19 protein-coding genes, 1 tRNA gene and 1 pseudogene are annotated in these 18,652 nt (G+C 71.9%); 10 read left to right on the top strand and 11 right to left on the bottom strand.

The window, feature by feature from the left end; genetic code table 11:
• Nucleotides 1-107: 107 nt before the first annotated feature.
• Nucleotides 108-689 (bottom strand): annotated as a pseudogene (locus AMOR_RS29745) (SAM-dependent methyltransferase); the annotation flags it as partial.
• Between the two features lie 70 nt (nucleotides 690-759).
• On the opposite strand from AMOR_RS29745, the gene AMOR_RS19110 reads away from it, so the two are divergent.
• From AMOR_RS19110 to AMOR_RS19075, 8 genes are all read left to right on the top strand, one after another.
• The gene (locus tag AMOR_RS19110; protein WP_248353294.1) at nucleotides 760-1,149 is read left to right on the top strand and encodes a hypothetical protein; all 390 of its coding nucleotides are present in this window, start codon (nucleotides 760-762) and stop codon (nucleotides 1,147-1,149) included.
• A 156-nt stretch (nucleotides 1,150-1,305) separates the two neighbouring features.
• The gene (locus AMOR_RS19105) at nucleotides 1,306-1,491 is read left to right on the top strand and encodes a YfhL family 4Fe-4S dicluster ferredoxin (RefSeq protein ID WP_248353293.1); all 186 of its coding nucleotides are present in this window, start codon (nucleotides 1,306-1,308) and stop codon (nucleotides 1,489-1,491) included.
• Between the two features lie 226 nt (nucleotides 1,492-1,717).
• The gene (locus AMOR_RS19100) at nucleotides 1,718-2,020 is read left to right on the top strand and encodes a YfhL family 4Fe-4S dicluster ferredoxin (protein ID WP_248353292.1); all 303 of its coding nucleotides are present in this window, start codon (nucleotides 1,718-1,720) and stop codon (nucleotides 2,018-2,020) included.
• 117 nt (nucleotides 2,021-2,137) lie between these two features.
• On the top strand, nucleotides 2,138-3,790 hold the full coding sequence (locus AMOR_RS19095; protein WP_248353291.1) for a thiamine pyrophosphate-binding protein: 1,653 nt from the start codon (nucleotides 2,138-2,140) through the stop codon (nucleotides 3,788-3,790).
• Nucleotides 3,791-3,843: 53 nt separating this feature from the next.
• A complete protein-coding gene (locus AMOR_RS19090; RefSeq protein WP_248353290.1) occupies nucleotides 3,844-4,401 on the top strand; it encodes a hydrolase in 558 nt (185 codons plus the stop codon).
• A 119-nt stretch (nucleotides 4,402-4,520) separates the two neighbouring features.
• A tRNA-Pro gene (locus AMOR_RS19085) sits at nucleotides 4,521-4,594 on the top strand.
• Nucleotides 4,595-4,738: 144 nt separating this feature from the next.
• Nucleotides 4,739-5,101: a hypothetical protein gene (locus AMOR_RS19080; RefSeq protein ID WP_248353289.1), complete on the top strand. Its 363-nt coding sequence runs from the start codon at nucleotides 4,739-4,741 to the stop codon at nucleotides 5,099-5,101.
• The gene (locus AMOR_RS19075; protein ID WP_248353288.1) at nucleotides 5,094-5,741 is read left to right on the top strand and encodes a hypothetical protein; all 648 of its coding nucleotides are present in this window, start codon (nucleotides 5,094-5,096) and stop codon (nucleotides 5,739-5,741) included. The genes AMOR_RS19080 and AMOR_RS19075 overlap by 8 nt, the downstream gene beginning before the upstream one ends.
• A 269-nt stretch (nucleotides 5,742-6,010) precedes the next feature.
• Here the strand turns inward: AMOR_RS19075 and rnk (AMOR_RS19070) are convergent, their stop codons facing one another.
• From rnk (AMOR_RS19070) to AMOR_RS19045, 6 genes are all read right to left on the bottom strand, one after another.
• The gene (rnk, locus tag AMOR_RS19070) at nucleotides 6,011-6,499 is read right to left on the bottom strand and encodes a nucleoside diphosphate kinase regulator (protein ID WP_248353286.1); all 489 of its coding nucleotides are present in this window, start codon (nucleotides 6,497-6,499) and stop codon (nucleotides 6,011-6,013) included.
• A 177-nt stretch (nucleotides 6,500-6,676) separates the two neighbouring features.
• Entirely contained in the window at nucleotides 6,677-7,429 is a 753-nt protein-coding gene (locus tag AMOR_RS19065; protein ID WP_248353284.1) for a hypothetical protein, read from the bottom strand.
• A 70-nt stretch (nucleotides 7,430-7,499) separates the two neighbouring features.
• On the bottom strand, nucleotides 7,500-7,910 hold the full coding sequence (gene rnk / locus AMOR_RS19060) for a nucleoside diphosphate kinase regulator (protein ID WP_248353282.1): 411 nt from the start codon (nucleotides 7,908-7,910) through the stop codon (nucleotides 7,500-7,502).
• Nucleotides 7,911-7,922: 12 nt separating this feature from the next.
• The gene (locus tag AMOR_RS19055) at nucleotides 7,923-8,660 is read right to left on the bottom strand and encodes a sensor histidine kinase (protein ID WP_248353280.1); all 738 of its coding nucleotides are present in this window, start codon (nucleotides 8,658-8,660) and stop codon (nucleotides 7,923-7,925) included.
• 593 nt (nucleotides 8,661-9,253) lie between these two features.
• Nucleotides 9,254-10,960, bottom strand: a complete 1,707-nt coding sequence (locus tag AMOR_RS19050) for an HAD hydrolase family protein (protein WP_248353278.1) — start codon at nucleotides 10,958-10,960, stop codon at nucleotides 9,254-9,256.
• Between the two features lie 362 nt (nucleotides 10,961-11,322).
• Nucleotides 11,323-12,075: a ZIP family metal transporter gene (locus AMOR_RS19045; RefSeq protein ID WP_248353276.1), complete on the bottom strand. Its 753-nt coding sequence runs from the start codon at nucleotides 12,073-12,075 to the stop codon at nucleotides 11,323-11,325.
• A gap of 278 nt (nucleotides 12,076-12,353) precedes the next feature.
• Here AMOR_RS19045 and AMOR_RS19040 point away from each other — a divergent pair, with 278 nt between their 5' ends.
• Nucleotides 12,354-12,980: a hypothetical protein gene (locus tag AMOR_RS19040; protein WP_248353275.1), complete on the top strand. Its 627-nt coding sequence runs from the start codon at nucleotides 12,354-12,356 to the stop codon at nucleotides 12,978-12,980.
• Between the two features lie 223 nt (nucleotides 12,981-13,203).
• Here AMOR_RS19040 and AMOR_RS19035 read toward each other — a convergent pair whose 3' ends face one another.
• Together AMOR_RS19035 and AMOR_RS19030 are read right to left on the bottom strand one after the other, a co-directional pair.
• Entirely contained in the window at nucleotides 13,204-14,247 is a 1,044-nt protein-coding gene (locus AMOR_RS19035; RefSeq protein WP_248353273.1) for an alpha/beta fold hydrolase, read from the bottom strand.
• 264 nt (nucleotides 14,248-14,511) lie between these two features.
• On the bottom strand, nucleotides 14,512-15,585 hold the full coding sequence (locus tag AMOR_RS19030; protein ID WP_248353272.1) for an outer membrane beta-barrel protein: 1,074 nt from the start codon (nucleotides 15,583-15,585) through the stop codon (nucleotides 14,512-14,514).
• A 472-nt stretch (nucleotides 15,586-16,057) separates the two neighbouring features.
• Between AMOR_RS19030 and AMOR_RS19025 the strand changes: the two genes are divergently transcribed.
• A complete protein-coding gene (locus AMOR_RS19025) occupies nucleotides 16,058-17,200 on the top strand; it encodes an MFS transporter (RefSeq protein ID WP_248353271.1) in 1,143 nt (380 codons plus the stop codon).
• A gap of 36 nt (nucleotides 17,201-17,236) precedes the next feature.
• Here AMOR_RS19025 and AMOR_RS19020 read toward each other — a convergent pair whose 3' ends face one another.
• Together AMOR_RS19020 and AMOR_RS19015 are read right to left on the bottom strand one after the other, a co-directional pair.
• On the bottom strand, nucleotides 17,237-17,881 hold the full coding sequence (locus AMOR_RS19020) for a rhomboid family intramembrane serine protease (protein ID WP_248353270.1): 645 nt from the start codon (nucleotides 17,879-17,881) through the stop codon (nucleotides 17,237-17,239).
• 229 nt (nucleotides 17,882-18,110) lie between these two features.
• On the bottom strand, nucleotides 18,111-18,581 hold the full coding sequence (locus tag AMOR_RS19015; RefSeq protein WP_248353269.1) for a hypothetical protein: 471 nt from the start codon (nucleotides 18,579-18,581) through the stop codon (nucleotides 18,111-18,113).
• Between the last annotated feature and the right edge of the window lie 71 nt (nucleotides 18,582-18,652).

Raw genomic sequence — 18,652 nt, 5'->3', positions numbered from 1 at the left:
ACGACCCCCGGGACGCGGGCCTCGGGCACGGGCACGGGCGCCGGGGTCGGGGTCGGCGTCGGGGTCGGGGATGCGCTCGCGGTGGTGCTCGTCCCGCGGAACCCCTTCCCCAGCACGTAGACCTCGTACGAGCTCTCGCGCGTCGCCTCCGGCCGCACGATGTGGAAGCTCTCGAACCGCGCCCGCAGCTCCCGGCGGAGCACCGGGAAGTCGCCGCCCATGAAGACCTTCGCGACGAACGCGCCGCCGGGCGCCAGCGTCTGCTCGGCCACCGCGAGCGCCATCCGCACGAGCTCGAGCGAGCGCGCCTCGTCGGTCACCTTGATGCCGATGGTCTTCGGCGCCATGTCGCTCGTCACGAACCGGAAGCGGCCGGGATGCAGCGCGCGGATCCTCTCGAGCGCGTCCGGGGCGAGCAGGTCGACGACGGCCGTGCGGACCCAGGGCTTGCCGAGGTTCCGGATCGGCTCGAGGTCGACGCCGACCGCGACGCCCTTCTCGCCGACGGCCTCCGCGAGGATCTGGAGGAAGCCGCCGGGCGCGGCGCCCAGGTCGAGCACGGCGTCGCCGCGGGCGAGCAGCCGGTGCCGCTGCAGGATCTCCTCGATCTTGAACGCGGAGCGGGCGCGCAGGCCGGCCTTCTTTGCCTTGCGGAAGTAGAAGTCCTTCGGGTCGTAGGGCTTGGCCATCCGTTGGTCCGTTGCCGGGGCTCCCCGGCGGCAGGTATCCTGACCGCTCGCGCAGAGCAGTCAAGCCGACATGTCCCGCACCCGGATCGCCCTGCTCTGCCTCCCGCTCGCCCTCGTCGGCGCGGGTCTCGCCGCCCACGCCTCGCGCCGGGTCCGGGAGGAGGAGCGCGCGCTCACGGCGCTCGCGGCGGAGAGCCAGGCCGCGGGACGGTCCTTCGTCGAGACGCTGCAGGGCGAGCACGCGGAGCGGCAGAGGCTCGTCTTCGAGAAGCGGCGGGCGGCGGCGCTCGGCCTCGCCGCGGCGCGGCGCGACCGGCTGATCGGCGTCCTCCTCGTCGGGGCGGCCCTGCTCGCCGCTGGAGCACTGACCGTCATGCGCCGGATCGCCGAGGAGGTGGCGGAGCACCGCGCCGACGTCGACGCCGCGGCGCCCGAACGCGGACCGGATCGGTCCCGTTGAGCGCGCATCCCCGCCGGGGATCGTCGACGAGAACGGTCCGAATTTCGTGAAGATTTTTGGCGTTGGAACCTTGACTCCCCGGGGCAGGAGATCGGATAAGTCGCGTCACCCGAGCGAAGCCCACGCGGCTCGACCGAAACGAGAGGACAACGGAACATGGCCCTGAAGATTACCGAGGAGTGCATCAACTGCGGCGCCTGCGAGCCGGAGTGCCCGAACCAGGCGATCAGCCAGGGTGACGACATCTACGTCATCGACGCCGGCAAGTGCACGGAGTGCAAGGGCCAGCACGACTCGCCCGCCTGCGCCGGCGTCTGCCCGGTCGACTGCTGCGTGGCTTAGTGTAGCCCGACCCGCGCCGCGCGCCCGGAGCCTGACGGCCCCGGAACACGTTGCCGCGGTGCGGTGTTGGAAGGAACGGCGGCCCCGAGGCCGCCGCCAGAGCGCCCCGCCTGGCTTCGAGCCGGCGGGGCGTTTTCCGTTTTAAGCTCCGCGGGCGCCGGGCAGGAACAGCGGCCCGCCCTTCCATGTCCGGTTCGCCCACGCGGCGGACGAGAGGAGATCTCCGATGGCCACCTTCATCACCGAGGAGTGCATCAACTGCGGCGCCTGCGAGCCGGAGTGCCCGAACAGCGCGATCACGCAGGGTGAGGACATCTACGTCATCGACCCCAACCTCTGCACCGAGTGCGTGGGGTTCCACGACGCGGAGGCGTGCGCCGCGGTGTGCCCGGTGGACTGCTGCGTGCCGGATCCGGCGCGGCCGGAGACCGAGGAGCAGAACTACGCGAAGCTCGCGAAGATCCACGCGGACAAGACGTTCCCGCCCCTCGCCGAGCTGCCCGCGAACCTCTCGCGGTTCCGCAAGTAGCGCGCCCACCGCGCGCCTGCCCGGACGCCCCGCGTGCCCACGAGGCGCGCGGGGCGTCGTCGTTTAAGGATCCGGCGAGGCGCCGCGAGGACGCGGGCGGCGCGCGCCGGAGGGCACATGGAGACGTTCACGGGGGGGCGACTCGTCGCGCGCATGCTGCGGAAGGAGGGCGTCGGCACCGTCTTCACCCTCCCCGGCCTGCACGTCGCGCCGATCTACGCCGGGTGCGTCGACGAGGGGATCCGCGTCGTCGACACGCGCCACGAGCAGGCGGCGGCGCACGCGGCGGACGCCTGGGCGCGCCTCACGCGCGGCGCCGGCGTCGCGATCGTGACCGCCGGGCCGGGCGTCACCGACGCGGTGACCGGCGTCGCGAACGCCTGGGCGGCGAGCGTCCCGCTCGTGCTCCTCGGCGGCGCGGCCCCGGCCTTCAACCTGGGGCGCGGCTCGCTGCAGGAGATGCCGCAGACGCAGCTCTTCGCCGGCATCACGAAGTGGTCCGAGCGCGTCCCCTCCCCCGAGCTCGTCCCGAGCTTCCTCGCGAAGGCGTTCCGCGTCGCGCGAGCCGGGCGGCCCGGCCCCGTGTTCCTCGAGCTGCCCTGGGACGTCCTCTCGAACGGGGCGGACGAGGCACTCGCGGAGGCGCAGGTCCGGTACCGCACCGACGCGCGGTCGCCGGGCGACCCCGCGAAGCTCGAGGAGGCCCTCGCGCTCCTCGCCCACGCGGAGCGGCCGGTGCTGCTCGGCGGGTCGTCGATCTGGTGGGACGACGCGGTCGCGCCGCTCGAGCGGCTCGCCTCGCGCACCGGGATCCCGGTCTACCTGAACGGCATGGGCCGGGGCTGCCTCCCGCCGGATCACCCGTCCTTCTTCCAGGGGTCGCGCAAGGAGGCGCTCGCCCAGGCCGACGTGGTGCTCGTGGTGGGGACGCCGCTCGACTTCCGGGTGGGCTACGGGACGGAGCCGACGTTCGCGCCCGGTGCGAAGGTCGTCCAGGTGGACGTGGACGCCGCCGAGATCGGCCGGAACCGGCCGATCGACGTCGGGATCGTGGGCGACGCACGGAGCGTGCTCGCCGCGCTCGAGCCCGCGGCGCGGCTGTCGTCCGGTGCCCTCGCGTGGCGGGCGTTCCTCCGCGAGAAGGAGGCGGAGCGCGCGGCGCGCCAGCGGGTCTTCGAGGAGAGCGATCAGCGCCCCATCCACCACTTCCGGCTCGCGAAGGCGCTCGACACCGTCGCCTCGCGCGCCGGCGACGTCACGTACGTCGGCGACGGCGGGAACGTCGTCGCCGTGGCGGCGAAGGTCCTGCGCGTCGAGAAGCCCGGCCGCTGGCTCGATCCCGGGCCGCTCGGCTGCCTGGGGGTGGGCGCGCCGTTCGCGATCGCCGCGAAGCTCCTCGATCCGGCGCGGCCGGTCTGCGTCGTCCAGGGCGACGGCGCGTTCGGCCTGAACGGGATGGACTACGACACCGCCGTCCGGTTCGGGCTCCCGATGGTCGTCGTGGTCGGCAACGACGCGGCGTGGGGCCAGATCCTCATCCCGCAGCGCGGGCTGTACGGGGAGGACCACGCGGTGGCGACGCGGCTCGCCCCGACGCGGTACGACCGGGTGGTCGAGGCGCTCGGCGGGAAGGGCGAGCACGTCGAGGATCCCGCGGACCTCGTGCCGGCGCTCGAGCGCGCCTTCGCGTCCGGGACCGTATACTGCGTGGACGTGGCGATCGACCCCGAGGCGGCCGCGGCGGCGGGCGCGGCGGGATACGCGGTCTAGAGATCTCGCCCGCCACCGCGCCGCGGCGGCGGGCTCACGGAGCGGAGGCGACGATGACACCGAAGGTGAAGCTGGACCGGAGCCGGGCGGCGATCCTGATCGTGGACGTGCAGGACCGGCTCACGCCGACCATGCCGCCCGAGGCGCTCGCGCGCGTCCTGAAGTACGGGAAGGCGCTCATCGGCGCGGGCAAGGAGCTCGGCCTGCCGGTGCTCGCGACGGAGCAGTACCCGAAGGGGCTCGGCCACACGGTGCCCGAGCTCCGCGACGCGCTCACCGCCGCCCCGCTCGAGAAGGTGCACTTCTCCTGTGGCGCCGATCCCGCCTTCGCCGCCGCCCTCGAGACGACCGGCCGGCGCCAGGTCGTGATCGCCGGGATGGAGACGCACGTCTGCGTCTTCCAGACGGCGCGCGACCTCGTGGCGATGGGCTACGAGGTGCACGTCTGCGCCGACGCGGTGTCGAGCCGGACCGAGGAGCACCGGAGGACCGGGCTCGAGCTGTGCCGCGAGGCCGGCGCGATCATCACGACGGCGGAGACGGCGATCTTCGACCTGCTCCACCAGGCCGCGACGCCCGAGTTCAAGAAGGTGGCGCCGCTCATCAAGTGACCGGTCCGCGGCGGTCGCGGGGATGGCGCCCCACCCCCGCCGACCGCCCGCAAGGGAGGCCGGCGTTCCCGGTTGACCCAAGGGTTTCGCGGTGCTACCTATCGCGTCCCCGCAGTTCCCGGGGCGTAGCGCAGCCTGGTAGCGCACTTGCTTGGGGTGCAAGTGGTCGCTGGTTCAAATCCAGTCGCCCCGACAATCGAACCGCCCGTCATCCGGTGGCTTTCCGGGGACGGGCGGTTCTCTTTTCGGGGGGCGGGTGCGTCCCGGGGTGCGCTTCGCGACCCGAGGGACTGAGCCGGCGCCTCTTCCGGCCGGCGTCGGCTTCACGGGAGCGTGCATGAGCCAGATCCAGGCACCGCCGGAATGGAAGGGCACCTTCGTTTCGACCCTCGACGCGCTCGAATTCATGCGCCGCCTCGACGACGAGGGCCGCCCCCTGAGCGTCTTCTTCGGGGAGTGGGATGTCAGGCGCTTCGGCGCGTTCGTGGATGGCCTCTGGGCCCACCTCTTCTTCTGCGGCGCGAGCAACCCCGGGTGGCAAGGCTTCTTGGATTGGCTGCGAATCCACCATGGCCTCTCCTCCGGCCCGTGGGAGGAGAAGTTCCTCGCCGACGCGGGCGGCGATCATCACGCAGCGATCCGGCGATTCCTGCGGGAGGCAGCGGAGTTTCGAGCGCGGACCCCGGCTGGCGATGCTTGAGTCCTACGACCGCACGCTCCCGTACCGGATCGCGTTCGGGCTGGCGTTCTTCGGTGCGTTGGCCTTGTGGGAGGTCTTCCGCCGAGGACGCGAGAGCCAGCGGCTCCGGGAGTACGGATTCCTGCTCTTCGCGACGGTCGCGTCGGTCGCGTTCGCGCTCCTGCACGACCAGGTCACCGCCACGATCTCTCCCGAGTACTTCCTCACCGCGAAGGGCCTCGCGAACGATCCCCGGCCTTTCCGGGCTGCGGTCGCGATCCTCGCGGTGAAGGCGTCGTACTGGGTCGGCCTGGTCATCGGCACGACGTTGCTCGTCGCGAACAACCCCTCGCCGCGGCGTCCGCAGATCGGCTACGCGATGCTCGTGAAGCTCGCGGCGCTGCCCCTCCTGTTCGCGGTCTTGGGGGCGGCGGTCGGCGCGGCGATGTTCCGGGGGATCGACCTCGGGCTTCGAAGCGCGGCGATCGCCGTGGTCGGGGCGGGCGCCGCGAGCCGGTTTCTCGTCGTCTGGGGCATCCACGCGGGCTCCTACCTCGGGGCGCTGGTCGGCGGCATCGCCGCGGTGACCATCGTCGTCCGGCGGCGGCGCCGGTTCGGCGCAGCGGCCGCGGCGGACATCGAGCACGCGCCCCTGGCGTAGGGGCGACGGGCGCCGCCGCCAGGTCGGTCGTGCTGAGCACGAGGCGCAGCTTCCCGTTCTCGACCGCGTAGATCTGGTCCGTCTGCACGCCGCAGTTGCAGCAGCCCCAGCTCGCGTGCACGTAGTCGACGCCCCCCAGCGTGAATCCCGTGCCCCCCCACCCCCCGAGATTCGGGCCCCCCCTCCCTCCCGTTGTCCAACGCGGACCCACCGGCCCCTTCAAGTTTTACCGTCCCGAACCACTCACCGCGCTCCCGTGACCCCCCACCTCACAGGTGAAACTCCTCGGCCGCCTCCGGCTGGTACTGCACCGCCTCGACCTCGAGGACGGCCATACGGTCGTCGCGCAGCGGCCACCCAAGCACCGCGCCCTCGGACAGCCCCAGCAGCGCGACGCCGACGGGAGAGAGCACGGAGACGCGACCCGCGCCCGCGCGCTCTTCCCCGGGGTAGACGAGGACGACCTCGCGGCGCTCGCCGCTCTCGGTGTCCCTCAGCACCAGCCGCGATCGCATGGTCACGACGTCGCCGGGGATGCGGTCGGGCGGAACCACGATCGCGCTGCGAAGCGCCGTGGCGAGCAGCTCGAGCGCGCCGTCTCGCGGCGAGTCGCCCCCGAGCGACTCCAGTAGGCCGCGCGCGAGCGCAGCCCGGAGCCTCGCCGCGTCCTGCTCGGTGACCAGCAGGCGATCGGTGCGCCAGGAGCCGACCTCGTCGACGATGAGGCGCTGGTCGTGCTTCACGGCATGACGGGACATGTGCTTCCTCCTCTCCGGGTGAAGGAGGCACCCGGCGCGCTCCGCGCGTCGAGTGCTCCGTGGTCAGCGCTTCGGTGGCGCGGTGGGTTGCTGGAGCGCAACGCACCGCTGCTTCGTCTCGGTCCTCCGCCGGGCGTTCGCCGTGCGCGCCCTCTCACGCGGGCGGCGCAGGCCGCGTCAGGGCCGCCGGGGTGGGTGTCGGTCGGCAGGGCGCGCGAGCGCCCGCCGGATCGTCACGAACGCGTCCTCTGCGCGGCAGAGCACGTGCTCGATCCGCCACCCGCCCTCGACCCTCCGCATCCGGAGGCAGTTCACCCCGCGCGACGCCCGCGACGCGTGGACGGCCTCGTACGTGCTCATCGCGACCGCGACGTCGTCGACGACGTGGACGGTCCTCTCGAGCTCCGTGACCCGCAGGTCGCGCGCGCTCCGTCTCCCCGCGGCGACGAACTCGCCCGCGGGCACCGCGTCGCCCTCGCCGGCTCCCCCACAGTCGAGGAGGGCGCCGCGCGCGAACAGCGCTTCGAGCTCGTCCCACCGCTGCTCGCCCGGCGGACCCGAGGGCGCCGCGTAGAAGATGCGCAGCAGGCGCTCGATGGCGAGGAGGTCCGCCGGAGACACGCGCGCGGCCAGCGGATCGCGCGACGGATCCTCGTCCGCTCGCCGCTCGCCCTGCGCCCGCGCCCGCCGCAGCGCCGCGAGCTCGCGCCGCGCACGGTAAGCCACCGCGGCGGCCACGACCGCCAGCGGGAACGGCGCGGTCACGAGCGCGTGTACGACCGCGCTGTCGCTCGCGCGAAACCCCGCCGCGCTCGCGACGACGCCCGCCATCCCGAGCCCGATCGCGGCCAGCGCGGCGATCGCCGCGCGGTTCGCGACCCGGCGGTCGCGGTCGATGCTCCGATGTTCCAGCCCGATGTCCACGAACATCTCCTGCCTCCTCGCGACGCGCGGTCGCGCAAACTGTCCCGCTTCGGTCGCGTCCCTCGCAACCGAGAGGTCATGCCGCCGTCCCGGCCCCGCTCCGCGCGGGCTGCGCGACGGAGACGATGCGGATCTCGGCGATCCGGCCGTCGGGGAGCGGCCAGTCGATCGCGTCACCCTGCCGTTGCCCGATGAGCGCGGCGCCGATGGGCGCGAGCACGGAGATCCGGCGAGCGGACGCGTCCGCGGCGGAGGGATAGACGACCACCACCTCCCGCGTGCCGCCGCTCCTCGCGTCCTCGAACGCCACCCGGGAGTCGATCGTCACGACGTCCCTGGGCAGCGTCGCGGCGTCCGCGACGATGGCCCGGTCCAGCTCGACCGCCAGCCGCTGGGCGGCGGCGCCGTCGCGGCCGCGCGAGTGCTGCTCGACGAGCTCGCGCAGGCGCTCGAGCTCGGACTCGACGATGTAGATGCGCTCGGACATGGCCGTCCTCCTCTAGGATTCCACGGCGTGCTCAGGGTGCTCCGGCGCGCAGCGCGGCAGCTCCAGGACGAACGAGATTCCCCCGCCGCCGGTGAACCGCGCGAGCGCGCCGCCGTGGGCGAGCGCGATACGCCGGGCGAGCAGCGCCTCGAGACCGCTCTCGTCCACGTCCGCGATCGCGTCGCCAAAGTCCGGGGCGATCTCGGCGGGCACGCCTCGGCGCCCCGCCTCCACGCGTAGCACGACGCTCTCGGCGTCTCCCCTCCAGCGGAGCGAGACCGAGTCCGCCGGCGATGCGTGCCTCGCGGCCAGCTCGACCAGGTACGAGATCGCCTGGGAGAGCCTCCCCGGATCCCACTCCCCATGGCCGTCCCCATCGCTCTCGTATGTGATCCGTCCGCGGAACCCGATCTCGCGCAGCTCCTCGATCGCGCTCTCGCAGACGGCGCCCAGCTCGCACGGCCGAGGATCGACGGGGAGCTCGCGCCCGCCGTCGAGGTACAGGAAGTCGAAGACGCCCGAAAGGACGCGCGCGATACGCTGCGCGTGCATTCCCGTGAAGTCGAGGAGCTCGAGCTCGCGGGCGGAGAGCGTCGGCGGACGCCGGAGCTCGCTCGCGCGGACTCCGAGCGCCCACGCGGAAACGACGAGCTCGCGCGCGGTGGCGTCGAGGATCCGGGGAGCCAGGTCGCGCGATCCGGTGTCGGAGCCGACCGGCGCCGCGATAGGGAGTTCGTGACGATGCAGCATGGAGCACCTCCTGCCCGCAAACGGGCGTGAAGGCCGCGCGGGGCTGGCGCCCGCGGGAACGCGTGGGTTCGATGAATGGAAGCGGACCTGGGTCGCGCGGCGGCAGCCGGGAGGAGACGGTCCCTGCCGTCGTCGCGGGCGCCCCGAGCGGCTAGGCCGGGCTCGAGGCGCGGTCGCCGAGACAAGCCGTATCGCGGACGCGCGCGAGCGCCCGGGAGACCCCGGGGAGGCGACGCTGCGTCGTCGAGCTGAATCGGTGGGCGAACACGGCTGGAATTCAATTAACCGCGTCCACGCCGCGGCGCAACCGTCGAGGCGCTCGGGGCCCGAGACGGTGAGCATCAAGCGAGGTCGTCGTCCGCGTGCGCCGTTGCTGGCACGACGCATCATCGACGGACACGCAAGGGAATCGGGTGCTCGCCGTCGCCCCGGGAGCGCGCCTCGACGTCGAGCTCGTGCACGCGCTCTCGACTGAGGTGTGGGACAGCGCCGGCATCCCGCGCGAGCTGGTCGAGCGGTCGATCGCGCATTCCGTGTGCTTCGGCATCCACGAAAGGCGAGCGACAGGTCGGGTTCGCGCGCGTGGTCTCCCGTCAACCGGGGAGCGTGTACCGGCGCTCGATCGCGTCCCGGACGAGCCGGCGGCTCTCCGCAGCGGACAGGTCCCCGGCTTGCTCCATGCCTGCGATCTCGCTCGCGAGGTCCTGATCCTTCACGACGTGCCGGATCCAGCGCGAGTAGTGGCCGCCGTGCAGGTGGTACAGCCACGTCTCGTCGTCGACCCCGTCGCCGATCTCCGTGAACGCGATGAGATTCTGTGCCCGCAGCCGGAGGCGGCCGTCGGGACCGCGGAAGACGAACGCGTGCGGTCCGAGGTTCCCTTCCGCGTACTTGCGCAGGTGCCGCAGCCGCGCGGAACGTGCCGGAACGGTCTCGAGGAGCACCGGGTCCTCCTCTCGGCCGAGAAACCACGCGACGACCTCGCCGCGACGGAGGCGCGTGGCCGGCATCGGCGGAGCGCTCCTCTCGCGCCCGGCGGCGACGGCCGCGAGCGTCTCCGCGGCGCGGGGACCGACCGCGACCGCGATGTCGATCATCGCGACTAGGGGTCGCGCGAGCTCCGCGGGGTGCAGCGTGACGAGGACGGTCTCTCCGAGTCCTTGCGGCACCGTCGAGGGCACGAGCCCCCACGACGCGGGCCAGAGGTGATGCGCCTCGTCGATGACGATCCAGTGCGGGCGCCCGGTGCGGGCGCGCATGGACTGGAGTCGAGGCACGAGCTCCGCGAAGAAGGCCGGCCGATCCGCGAGCGCGATTCCCAGGAGGTTCACGACGAGGTTGGTGGCCGGCTCCGAGAGCACGTCGAGGATCTCGGCGATGTGCGGCGCCCGAACGCGACTGCCGAGGGTCACGATGTCCTCGAGCGTCGAGTAGTCGCCTTCCGGGTCGATGATGCACACCTGGTACCCCTTCTCGATCAGCCGCTCCAGGAATCCCGTCGCGAACGTCGACTTGCCTGCCCCGGACGTCCCGGCGACGAGGATGTTGTCCCCGTACGCCGGGATCGTGACCTCGTCACCGCCGGGGCTGCGTCCGAGCAGCAGCGAGTCGTGCGCCACGGCCGTGCTCCGCGCGCGGAGGTCGTCACGGACGAGCTCCTCGATCAGCTCGACCACGCCCTCGCCGGCGCCCCCGTCCGTCGTGAACGCAGCCCGCGCCCTGAGTGACGCGACCGCGCTCGCCACCGCCACGCCGCACTCTGCGAGCTGGAGCATCCCGTGATCGTTCGCGTCGTTTCCGATCGCGACCACCTCGTGACGCGAGAGGCCCAGCCTCCGGAGGGCCGTCTCCAGCCCGGCCGCCTTGTTGACGCCCGGCGGAAGCACCATCACCGCGTCGCCGTTGAACACGATCTGCAGCTCGAGGCCGAGCTCGCGGATCACTTGCAGGATCGCGGTCTCGTGAGGGTGCCACGAGCTGACGATGACCTGCCCGAGGTCGTGCGTGATCCCCCGGGCGCGCAAGGCATCCGCGAACGGCGCGGGCGCAGGCGCCGCCTGCAAGGACGTCTCGCGCGACGCGGGCCAGTACAGCACCCCACCGTTCTCCGCCACCACGCAGTCGAAGACATCGACGCGAGAAAAGACGCTAGATAGGTCCCCGAGCTGCCGACCTGTCACCAGCACGGCGCGCCGGCCAGACGACCGCAGCTTCTCGAGCGCTGCGACAGCGCGGTCGCTGACACGGCCGCTGGCGGCGAGCGTCCCGTCGTAGTCGGTCGCGAGTGCGTGGTAGCGCATTCGTTCGAGCGGACAGAGTAGCTACGAGGCCGCGCGAATGCCGGGACGGTATCTTTCCTCTTGGCTCAGACCGGGGTCCGGATGCGTCCCACACCGCGCTGATCTGGTCAGAGCCGCTCGTCGCGTAGCAGTGGCCACCCTGCAGCGTCGCCCGGATGACTTCCTCGGTGAGCTTTCTAGCTCGCTCGAACTCTCCTCGCGAGATCGCCTCGGAGGTGGCGACCTCTCCGCGCCCACCGGGATGACGGGCGGCTCGATTGTCGGTTCTCTTTCGGGCGGCGTGGCGCGCTTCGAAGCCGATCGTCGGCCGACATCGTCGCGACGCGGGCCCGTCCCGCGGAGGTGGTGGGCCGGTCCGGCGCTCACCCCCCGAGCTTCGTCAGGACGAACGCGGCGAGGAACCCGACCACGGTCACGAGCCCCGCCACCTGGTGCGTCTCGGCGAATGCCTCCGGGATCATCGTGTCGGCGATCATCGCGAGCATCGCGCCCGCGGCGACCGCGGTCGTCGCCGCGACGATGGCTGGCGAGAGCGCCGCGAACACGACGTAGCCGATCAGCGCGGCGAGGCCGGAGGCGACCGCGATCCCGGTCCAGACCGCCGCCACGTAGGCGAGCGACCGGCCCGCGTGGCGCATCCCCGCGGCGCTCGAGAGCCCCTCTGGCACGTTCGAGACGAAGATCGCGATGACCGCCACCCAGCTCACGGCGCCGCCGCCGATCATCGAGACGCCGATCACGATCGACTCAGGGATGCCGTCCAGCAGGGCGCCGACCGCGATCGCGAGGCCGCTCCCCGGCCGCTCCCCCTCGCTCGGCTGCTGGCCGGAGCGCTTGCGGTGCTTCGCGCCCCGCCTCGCGAGCGCGGCGCCGAGCACCGTGTAGACGGCGGCGCCCGAGAGGAAGCCCGCGGACGTCGCCCCGAAGCCGCCGCGGTGGAACGCGTCGTCCATGAGGTCGAACGACAGCGCGGAGATGAGCACGCCTCCGCCGAACGCCATCACGGAGGCGATGATCCGCTCACGGATCGGGACGAAGTAGCCGGCGGCGGCGCCGAGCACGAGCGCGGACCCCGCGAACAACCCCCAGAACCCCGCCCATCCCCACGTCGGCATCTCGCGCCTCTCCGGACGGCCCGGCGCGCGCCGGCGCCCGGGCGCCGTGCCGTCGTCACCCCCACGACATCCTGTGCACGCCGGACGCGCGTACCAACCCGCTCGGGCGCACGTCGGGAGGCGACCGCTCGACGGCGCCCGCGCCCCCGCCGCGAGCGGGCGGGGCGCGGCCCGGGACCGCGTCAGACGGGCGGCCTTCGTTCACATGTCTTCACACTTCGTGTATCGGGCCTCTCCGGCCTCTCGGGTTTGGTAGTCTCTCCGGACCGGAGAACGCGATGGGACCTGACGGCTTGGACATGGATGGGGCTGCCACACTGATTTCCGACCTTGCTGGACGCGACTTAGACGGCAGCACTGCCTGGCGCCAGCTCGTGGCCTGGTGTGCATCGAACCGGCCGCACGCAGACTGGGAGCGGTTTCGCACGCTCGACTTCGACGCCGAGCTGCAGAGACTCCGTGGATGGCTGGGGCGCGTTCTGCACTCCGCGCCGCCGGACCCCTCGGTGACGGGGCTCTACTTCGGCCTGTTCAACCCAGTGTACGACGATGGCGAGCCGGTTGCCGACGTCTACGTCGCCGGCGGCATCTACGGCTCAGGGGACTGGTTGTCGTCGGTCAGTGAGCACTGGTTTCCCGAAGGCCGCTACGCTCACTCCGAGCTGCTAGCCCAAGTGTACCGGACCGCGTACGCGTCGGAAGGCAGCCTCGGTAACGACGCCGAGTATCCGCTCGTGCTCGGGTTTGGCGTGCTCGCGGCGAAGCACCTCTGCCAGGATCTCGGCCAACAGCTCCTGGCCCGAGGCCGCACCGAGCTGTGGATCGCGGCCGGGTTCGATAGCGGCGACGTCTTGACGCTCGGACGCCTGACGCCCTCCGGCCTCGCTATCTCGCCGGCCTGGTAACGGTGGTGCGATGGTTCCTTTGTCGCTTCACGTCGACGGGAACTTTCGGTCGGGCCTCTCCGGTCGTGTCATGCGCAGTTGACCGAGCGAGGCTGCGTCGGGTCCGCCACGGTTGCTCACCAGCGCCTTGAGCCGACGCACCTCTCGACGAGAAGCGGTAGGTCTCGTCGAGCGTGAGCGATGAAGTCGTAGTCGGCCGGGATCGTCAGCGTCGATGTCGGACTCAAAGACCATCGACCTCGACGATGGCTTTCGCAAAGGCCTGCGGAGCTTCCTGAGGCACGTTGTGGCCGATGCCCTCGAGAATCTGGTGCCGGTACTTGCCCGAGAATTTCTTGCGATAGGCCGAGCCGTCCGCACCCGGACCGTCGAAGTCACTGGCAATGGTGATTGCCGGTACGGAGATGACAGGACCCTTGAACAGCTTCTGCTCGAGTTCGTCGTATCGCGACTCGCCCTTTGCCAGCCCCAGCCGCCAGCGGTAGTTGTGGATGACGATCGCGACGTGATCCGGGTTGTCGAACGACGCTGCCGTGCGGTCGAAGGTAGCGTCATCGAAGTGCCATTTCGGCGAGACGTTCTTCCAGATGAGCTTGTTGAACTCGTGACGGTACTTGTCGTACCCGGCTCGGCCGCGTTCCGTGGCGAAGTAGTACTGGTACCACCAGCCGTATTCAGCCACCGGCGGCAACGGTTGCATGTTCGCCTCGAGACTCGTGATCAGGTAGCCGCTCACGGAGACGATGGCCTTGCAGCGCTCAGGCCAGAGCGCCGCCATGATGTCGGCCGTCCGCGCTCCCCAATCGAAACCGGCGACGATCGCCTTCCGGATCTCGAGAGCGTCCATGAGAGCGATGACGTCGAGGGCCACGACCGATTGCTGGGCGTTGCGGAACGTCTCACTGGAACGAAAGCGCGTCGTGCCATAGCCGCGCAGATACGGGACGATCACCCTGTAGCCCGCCGAGGCCAGCAGCGGAGCGACGTCGACGTAGCTGTGGATGTCGTAAGGCCAGCCGTGCAGAAGAACGACCGCCGGCCCCGTGGCGGGGCCGACTTCGGCGTATCCAACGCTCAGGAGGCCCGCATCGACCTGCTTGAGAGGACCGAACGATGTGTTCGTCCCTCGCCTGGCGGCCCCATCTGCCGCGCCTTCCTTGACGGCTTGCGCGTCCGCTGAACGCAGCATGCCGAACTGGGCGGCGGCCATCGTCATGGCTGCGGTGCCACAGAACCGGCGGCGACCACGGTCGATCGTCTCGGACATGCCTTCACCCGTTCCCTCGTCCCGTGCCTCGCATCAGCCGGCTGCGGCACGCGACGGTGGTTCGCCGCCATGTAACGAAGCCTCGGACGAGCCGCGCGATTCTGATCGGTTGCGGAGCGGTCGGGGTGCAAGAGACGAGCGACCCGTGTGCCTCCGGCCTCGCATCGGCCCGGTCGCAACGTTCTCGTCCGGCGGCACGCGCCCGCGCCTGGTCCTTGGGCGCCTGGGAGGAGCACGCCGGGCGTCGGCGCCGGATCGCCGGGGTCAGAACCAGGCCAGCGCAGCGGCCTGGACCGTCGTCTGGTAGCTCTTGCCCGGCGTGAGGTCGCCCGTGTCCACGCGGTCGTGCCGCCCCTCCAGTCGGAGCTCGGCGGTCGAGCCCAGCGGCACCGACAGGCCGAGCGTGCCTTCCCAGTACTTGTTCGGCGTCGGCGGCGCGACCTGGATGCCGTCCGAGTCGTCCAGGTACTCGCCGCGGCCGGAGATCCGGAGGCGATCCCCGAAGAACGCGACCCGGGCCATGCCGGAGATCCCCCAGTAGCTCGCGCTCCCGAGCCTGCCGTAGTCGGCGTTGAGGTTCAGCGACAGCGGCCCGAAGGCCCTGCCGACGACGCCGTCGAGGAGGAGGCGGTCGTCCTTCTCGTAGGGATTGCGGCCGTACATCGCGTTCAGGGTCACCGTGGTGCTCGACGGCCCCGCGTAGACGAGCGCGAGGTGCCCCATCTTCTGCGGGCCGACCTCCTTCGGCGGGTTGTCCCAGCCGTTGAACAGCGCCGCCATCACCGACAGCCCGGCCACTCGGGGCACCGGGATCGTCACCCGCAGGCCGGTGTGCGTGAACGGGATCGCGAACGAGAAGAGCAGCGAGCGGGAGTACAGCCAGTCGTCCTTCGCCTCGATCACCTCGGCGCCGGCGTTGGTGACGAACTTGCCTCCGTCGACGACGATGTCGCCCGGGAGCTTGTAGCTCACGAACGCCTGCTCGACGACGACGTCGCCGCTCGACGGCGTGCTCCTGAACATCAGCGCGCTCGCGGTCTGGCCGAACCCGACGTCGGCGCGGAAGCCCACCGAGTACGGCTTCGGCGGCGTGAGCTGCGCGGTGAGCTTCGCGAACGACAGCTCGAACCCGTTCGTCTGGTCGAACGCGCGGAGCGGGTTCGCCGTGCTCTGCGCCTGATCCAGGTTGGCGGAGAAGTAGGTGTCGACCAGACCGTGGAGCTCGAACGTGTCGTACCACTTCGGTGGAGGCGCGTTCTGGACCGCCTCCTCCGAGACGGCGGGCAAGGGCGCGAGCAACGTCACCACGAGGCAAGTCGTCGAGATCCGGTCGAGCACGTCCGTCCTCCTTCCGCTCCGAGCCGCCCCGTGGTCGGCCTGCGCACGCCCGAGCGACCCCGAGTCGCTCGCTCGTCCGAGCGGGGAGCCATCACGCACGGAGCATCAGCACGATCCGCGCCACCTGACCCCCGCAGCGCAGGCCCGCTCGCGGGCCGATCCGCGGAACCGGGTCCAGGCTCCGCGTGCCGGCGAGGTCGGCGGAAGGCGCCGAGGGCGCGCCCGGGGTCGCAGCGTTGCAGGATGCAAACCACCATCGGGGAGGTCCGCTGCACGTTTCCTGGCGCGCGAGGGCACGCGCAACGTGCACGCCATCTCCGGAGTCGGCCGGCGCAGGTCACGGCGCGGCGCGGCGCGCGAGGCTATATCCCCTCGCTCCCGCCCGCCGGAGCGCCTGCTCTTTCACTTGGCCCGACCGCTCGCGACCTCCCGTCCCGGCCCCGCGCCGCCCGCGAACGATCCCGACTCCGGCGTGACCACCCGGATCCTGCCCGCGGTCGGCTTCAGCTTCGCCTGCTACCTCGTCATCGGGATGCTGCTCGCGATCTTGCCCTCGTACGTGCACCTGCGGCTCGGGCTGAGCACGGTGGTCGCCGGGCTCGTGGTGAGCGCCCAGTACGTGGCGACGGTGCTCAGCCGTCCGCACGCCGGACGGATGACCGACGCGCTCGGTCCCAAGCGCACGGTCCTCTACGGGCTGCTCGCCTGCACCGGGAGCGGCGCGCTCTCCCTGCTCGCCGCGTGGGGGGACGGCGTGCGCGGGCTCGGGCTCGGCAGCCTCATCGCGGGACGGCTCCTGCTCGGGGCCGGCGAGAGCATGGTCGCGACCGGCGCGACGATGTGGGGGATCGGCCGGGTCGGTTACCGGCACACGGCGAGGGTCATCTCCTGGAACGGCATCGCGACCTACGGCGCGCTCGCCGCCGGGGCGCCGCTCGGCGTGGTCCTGGAGCGGCGCTGGGGGCTCGCCTCGGTCGGCGCGTTCGTGGTGGCCCTGTCGCTCGCGAGCGCCGCGCTCGCGCTGCGCATGAACCCGGCTGCGGTCGTCCACGGCGAGCGGATGCCGTTCCGCCGGATCCTCTGGCGCGTGACGCCGCACGGCATCGGGCTCGCCCTGGGCGGCGTCGGCTTCGGCGTGATCGCCGCCTTCGTGACGCTCTACTACGCGCAGCGGGGCTGGTCGGGAGCCGCGCTCGCGCTCTCCGTGTACGGCGTCTGCTTCATCGGGGCGCGCCTGCTCCTCTCCGACGTGATCCAGCGGTTCGGCGGGTTCCCCGTCGCCGCGGCATCGTTCGCGGTCGAAGCCGTGGGGCTCGCGCTCCTCGGCCTCGCCCCCGCGCGAAGCGCCGCGTTCGCGGGAGCGGCGCTCACCGGGTTCGGGTTCTCCCTCGTGTTTCCGGCGCTCGGGGTCGAGGCGGTGCGCCACGTCCCGGCCGAGAGCCGCGGGGCGGCGCTCGGCGCCTACACCGCCTTCGTGGATCTGTCGCTGTTCGTGAGCGGGCCCGCGGCGGGCGCGGTGATCGGCGGGTACGGGTACCCGGCGGCCTTCGTCTCGGCCGGCGGCGCCGGGGCGCTCGCGCTCGGCCTCACCCTGTGGCTGTCGAGGCGCGGCTAGCCCCGACCCAGGCCTTGACCTGGGCCTCCAGCCGTTTCACCGCGACGAAGCGGCGGGAGCGACGGCGGGGGTCGTCAGCGCCCAGGTGAGCGCCACGCCCGCGACGAGACCGCCGAGGTGCGCCGCGTGATCCACGTTCATCCCCGCGAGCGCGAGGGTCCACAGGGCCGCAGTGCCGGCGACGCGCTGAACTCTGCGACTGCGCACGAACGCCCGCCACGTGCCCAGGCGGCGCGCGTCGAGCGCGAGCCAGGCGCCGACGACACCGAACCCGGCCCCGGACGCTCCCGCACCGATCACGTCGTGCGCGAGCACGCTCGTCGCCGACGCGGCGATGGCCGCGCCGAGATACAGGACGGCGAAGCGCGCCGACCCGAGCGCACGCTCCACCGGCGTGCACCACCCGACCATCGTCACGACGTTCCAGGCGAGGTGAACGACCCCGATGTGCAGGAAAGCAGAGCTGACGAGGCGCCAGACCTCGCCCGCCCAGACGCGTCCACGCTCCGTCGCGCCGAACCGCACGAGCGTGTCCACGTCCTCCGTCGATCCGTGCTGCTCCGCGATGACGAACAGCACGACGCAGGCGGCCAGGAACAGGGTCGTCACGGGCGCGCGGCGCACGACCTCGAGCGCACGTCCGAAGGCGGGGTCGGGGCCAAGGAGCTTGGTTCGGGCCATGGGGACCATGCCGCGGCGGCGAGACGCACTGTGGGTGACCGAAGGCTACCGCGGGTACTCGTTTAGTAGCACGTCCTCCTGCCCGCCCTCGCCGATATCCACGATTCTGCTGCATCGGATAGCGTGACGTCCCGACCGAGAGTTGTTCCGATTTCGTAGAAATCGATCGTCGCGCCGGCGCCTGTCGCGACTCGGCAGGTGTGAGCGCGGACGCACCAACCCACGGCGGCTAGGCCCCAAACCGCAGCGTGGCCGACGGGGGCCTCGCCGCCCGCCGCCGTCGCGACGCGCCGAGCTGCCGGAACAACAGCCTCCCGTATCCCGTCATCACCGCGAGCCCAAGCGCGCCCTTCGCCAGATCGGCAATCGACGTGGGCTGGGGAAACGGCCGCAAAGCCATCAGGCGGTAGACCGCGAACACGATCCAGCGGACCGCAAAGACCATCCCGAGCGTCCAGGCGAACGCGAGGAACATCACGTACGCGTGGAGCACCCGCGTCTCCAGGCGCTCTCGGTGACCCGGCGCACGCGCGTCGGGAGGAACCGGGAACCGGCGCTCGATCGCGCGCGACACCGCGCGGCGGGCCAGGAACGGCGCGAAGAGGCCGACGACGAGGATCCCGCACGCCGCGAGGGCCGACACCAGCCCGGGGTCGAGCGCGGCCGTCGCCGTCCCGAGCATCGAGGGGCCTCGGTACATGCCCCACAGTCTACTCATTCACTCGTGGCCTCTGCACACGAGTTCCAGGGCTCCCACGCCGGTCGACGCGG

This window comes from Anaeromyxobacter oryzae, assembly GCF_023169945.1.
Classification (GTDB): Bacteria; Myxococcota; Myxococcia; order Myxococcales; family Anaeromyxobacteraceae; genus Anaeromyxobacter; species Anaeromyxobacter oryzae.
This window is presented reverse-complemented; position numbering and strand designations above follow the sequence as displayed.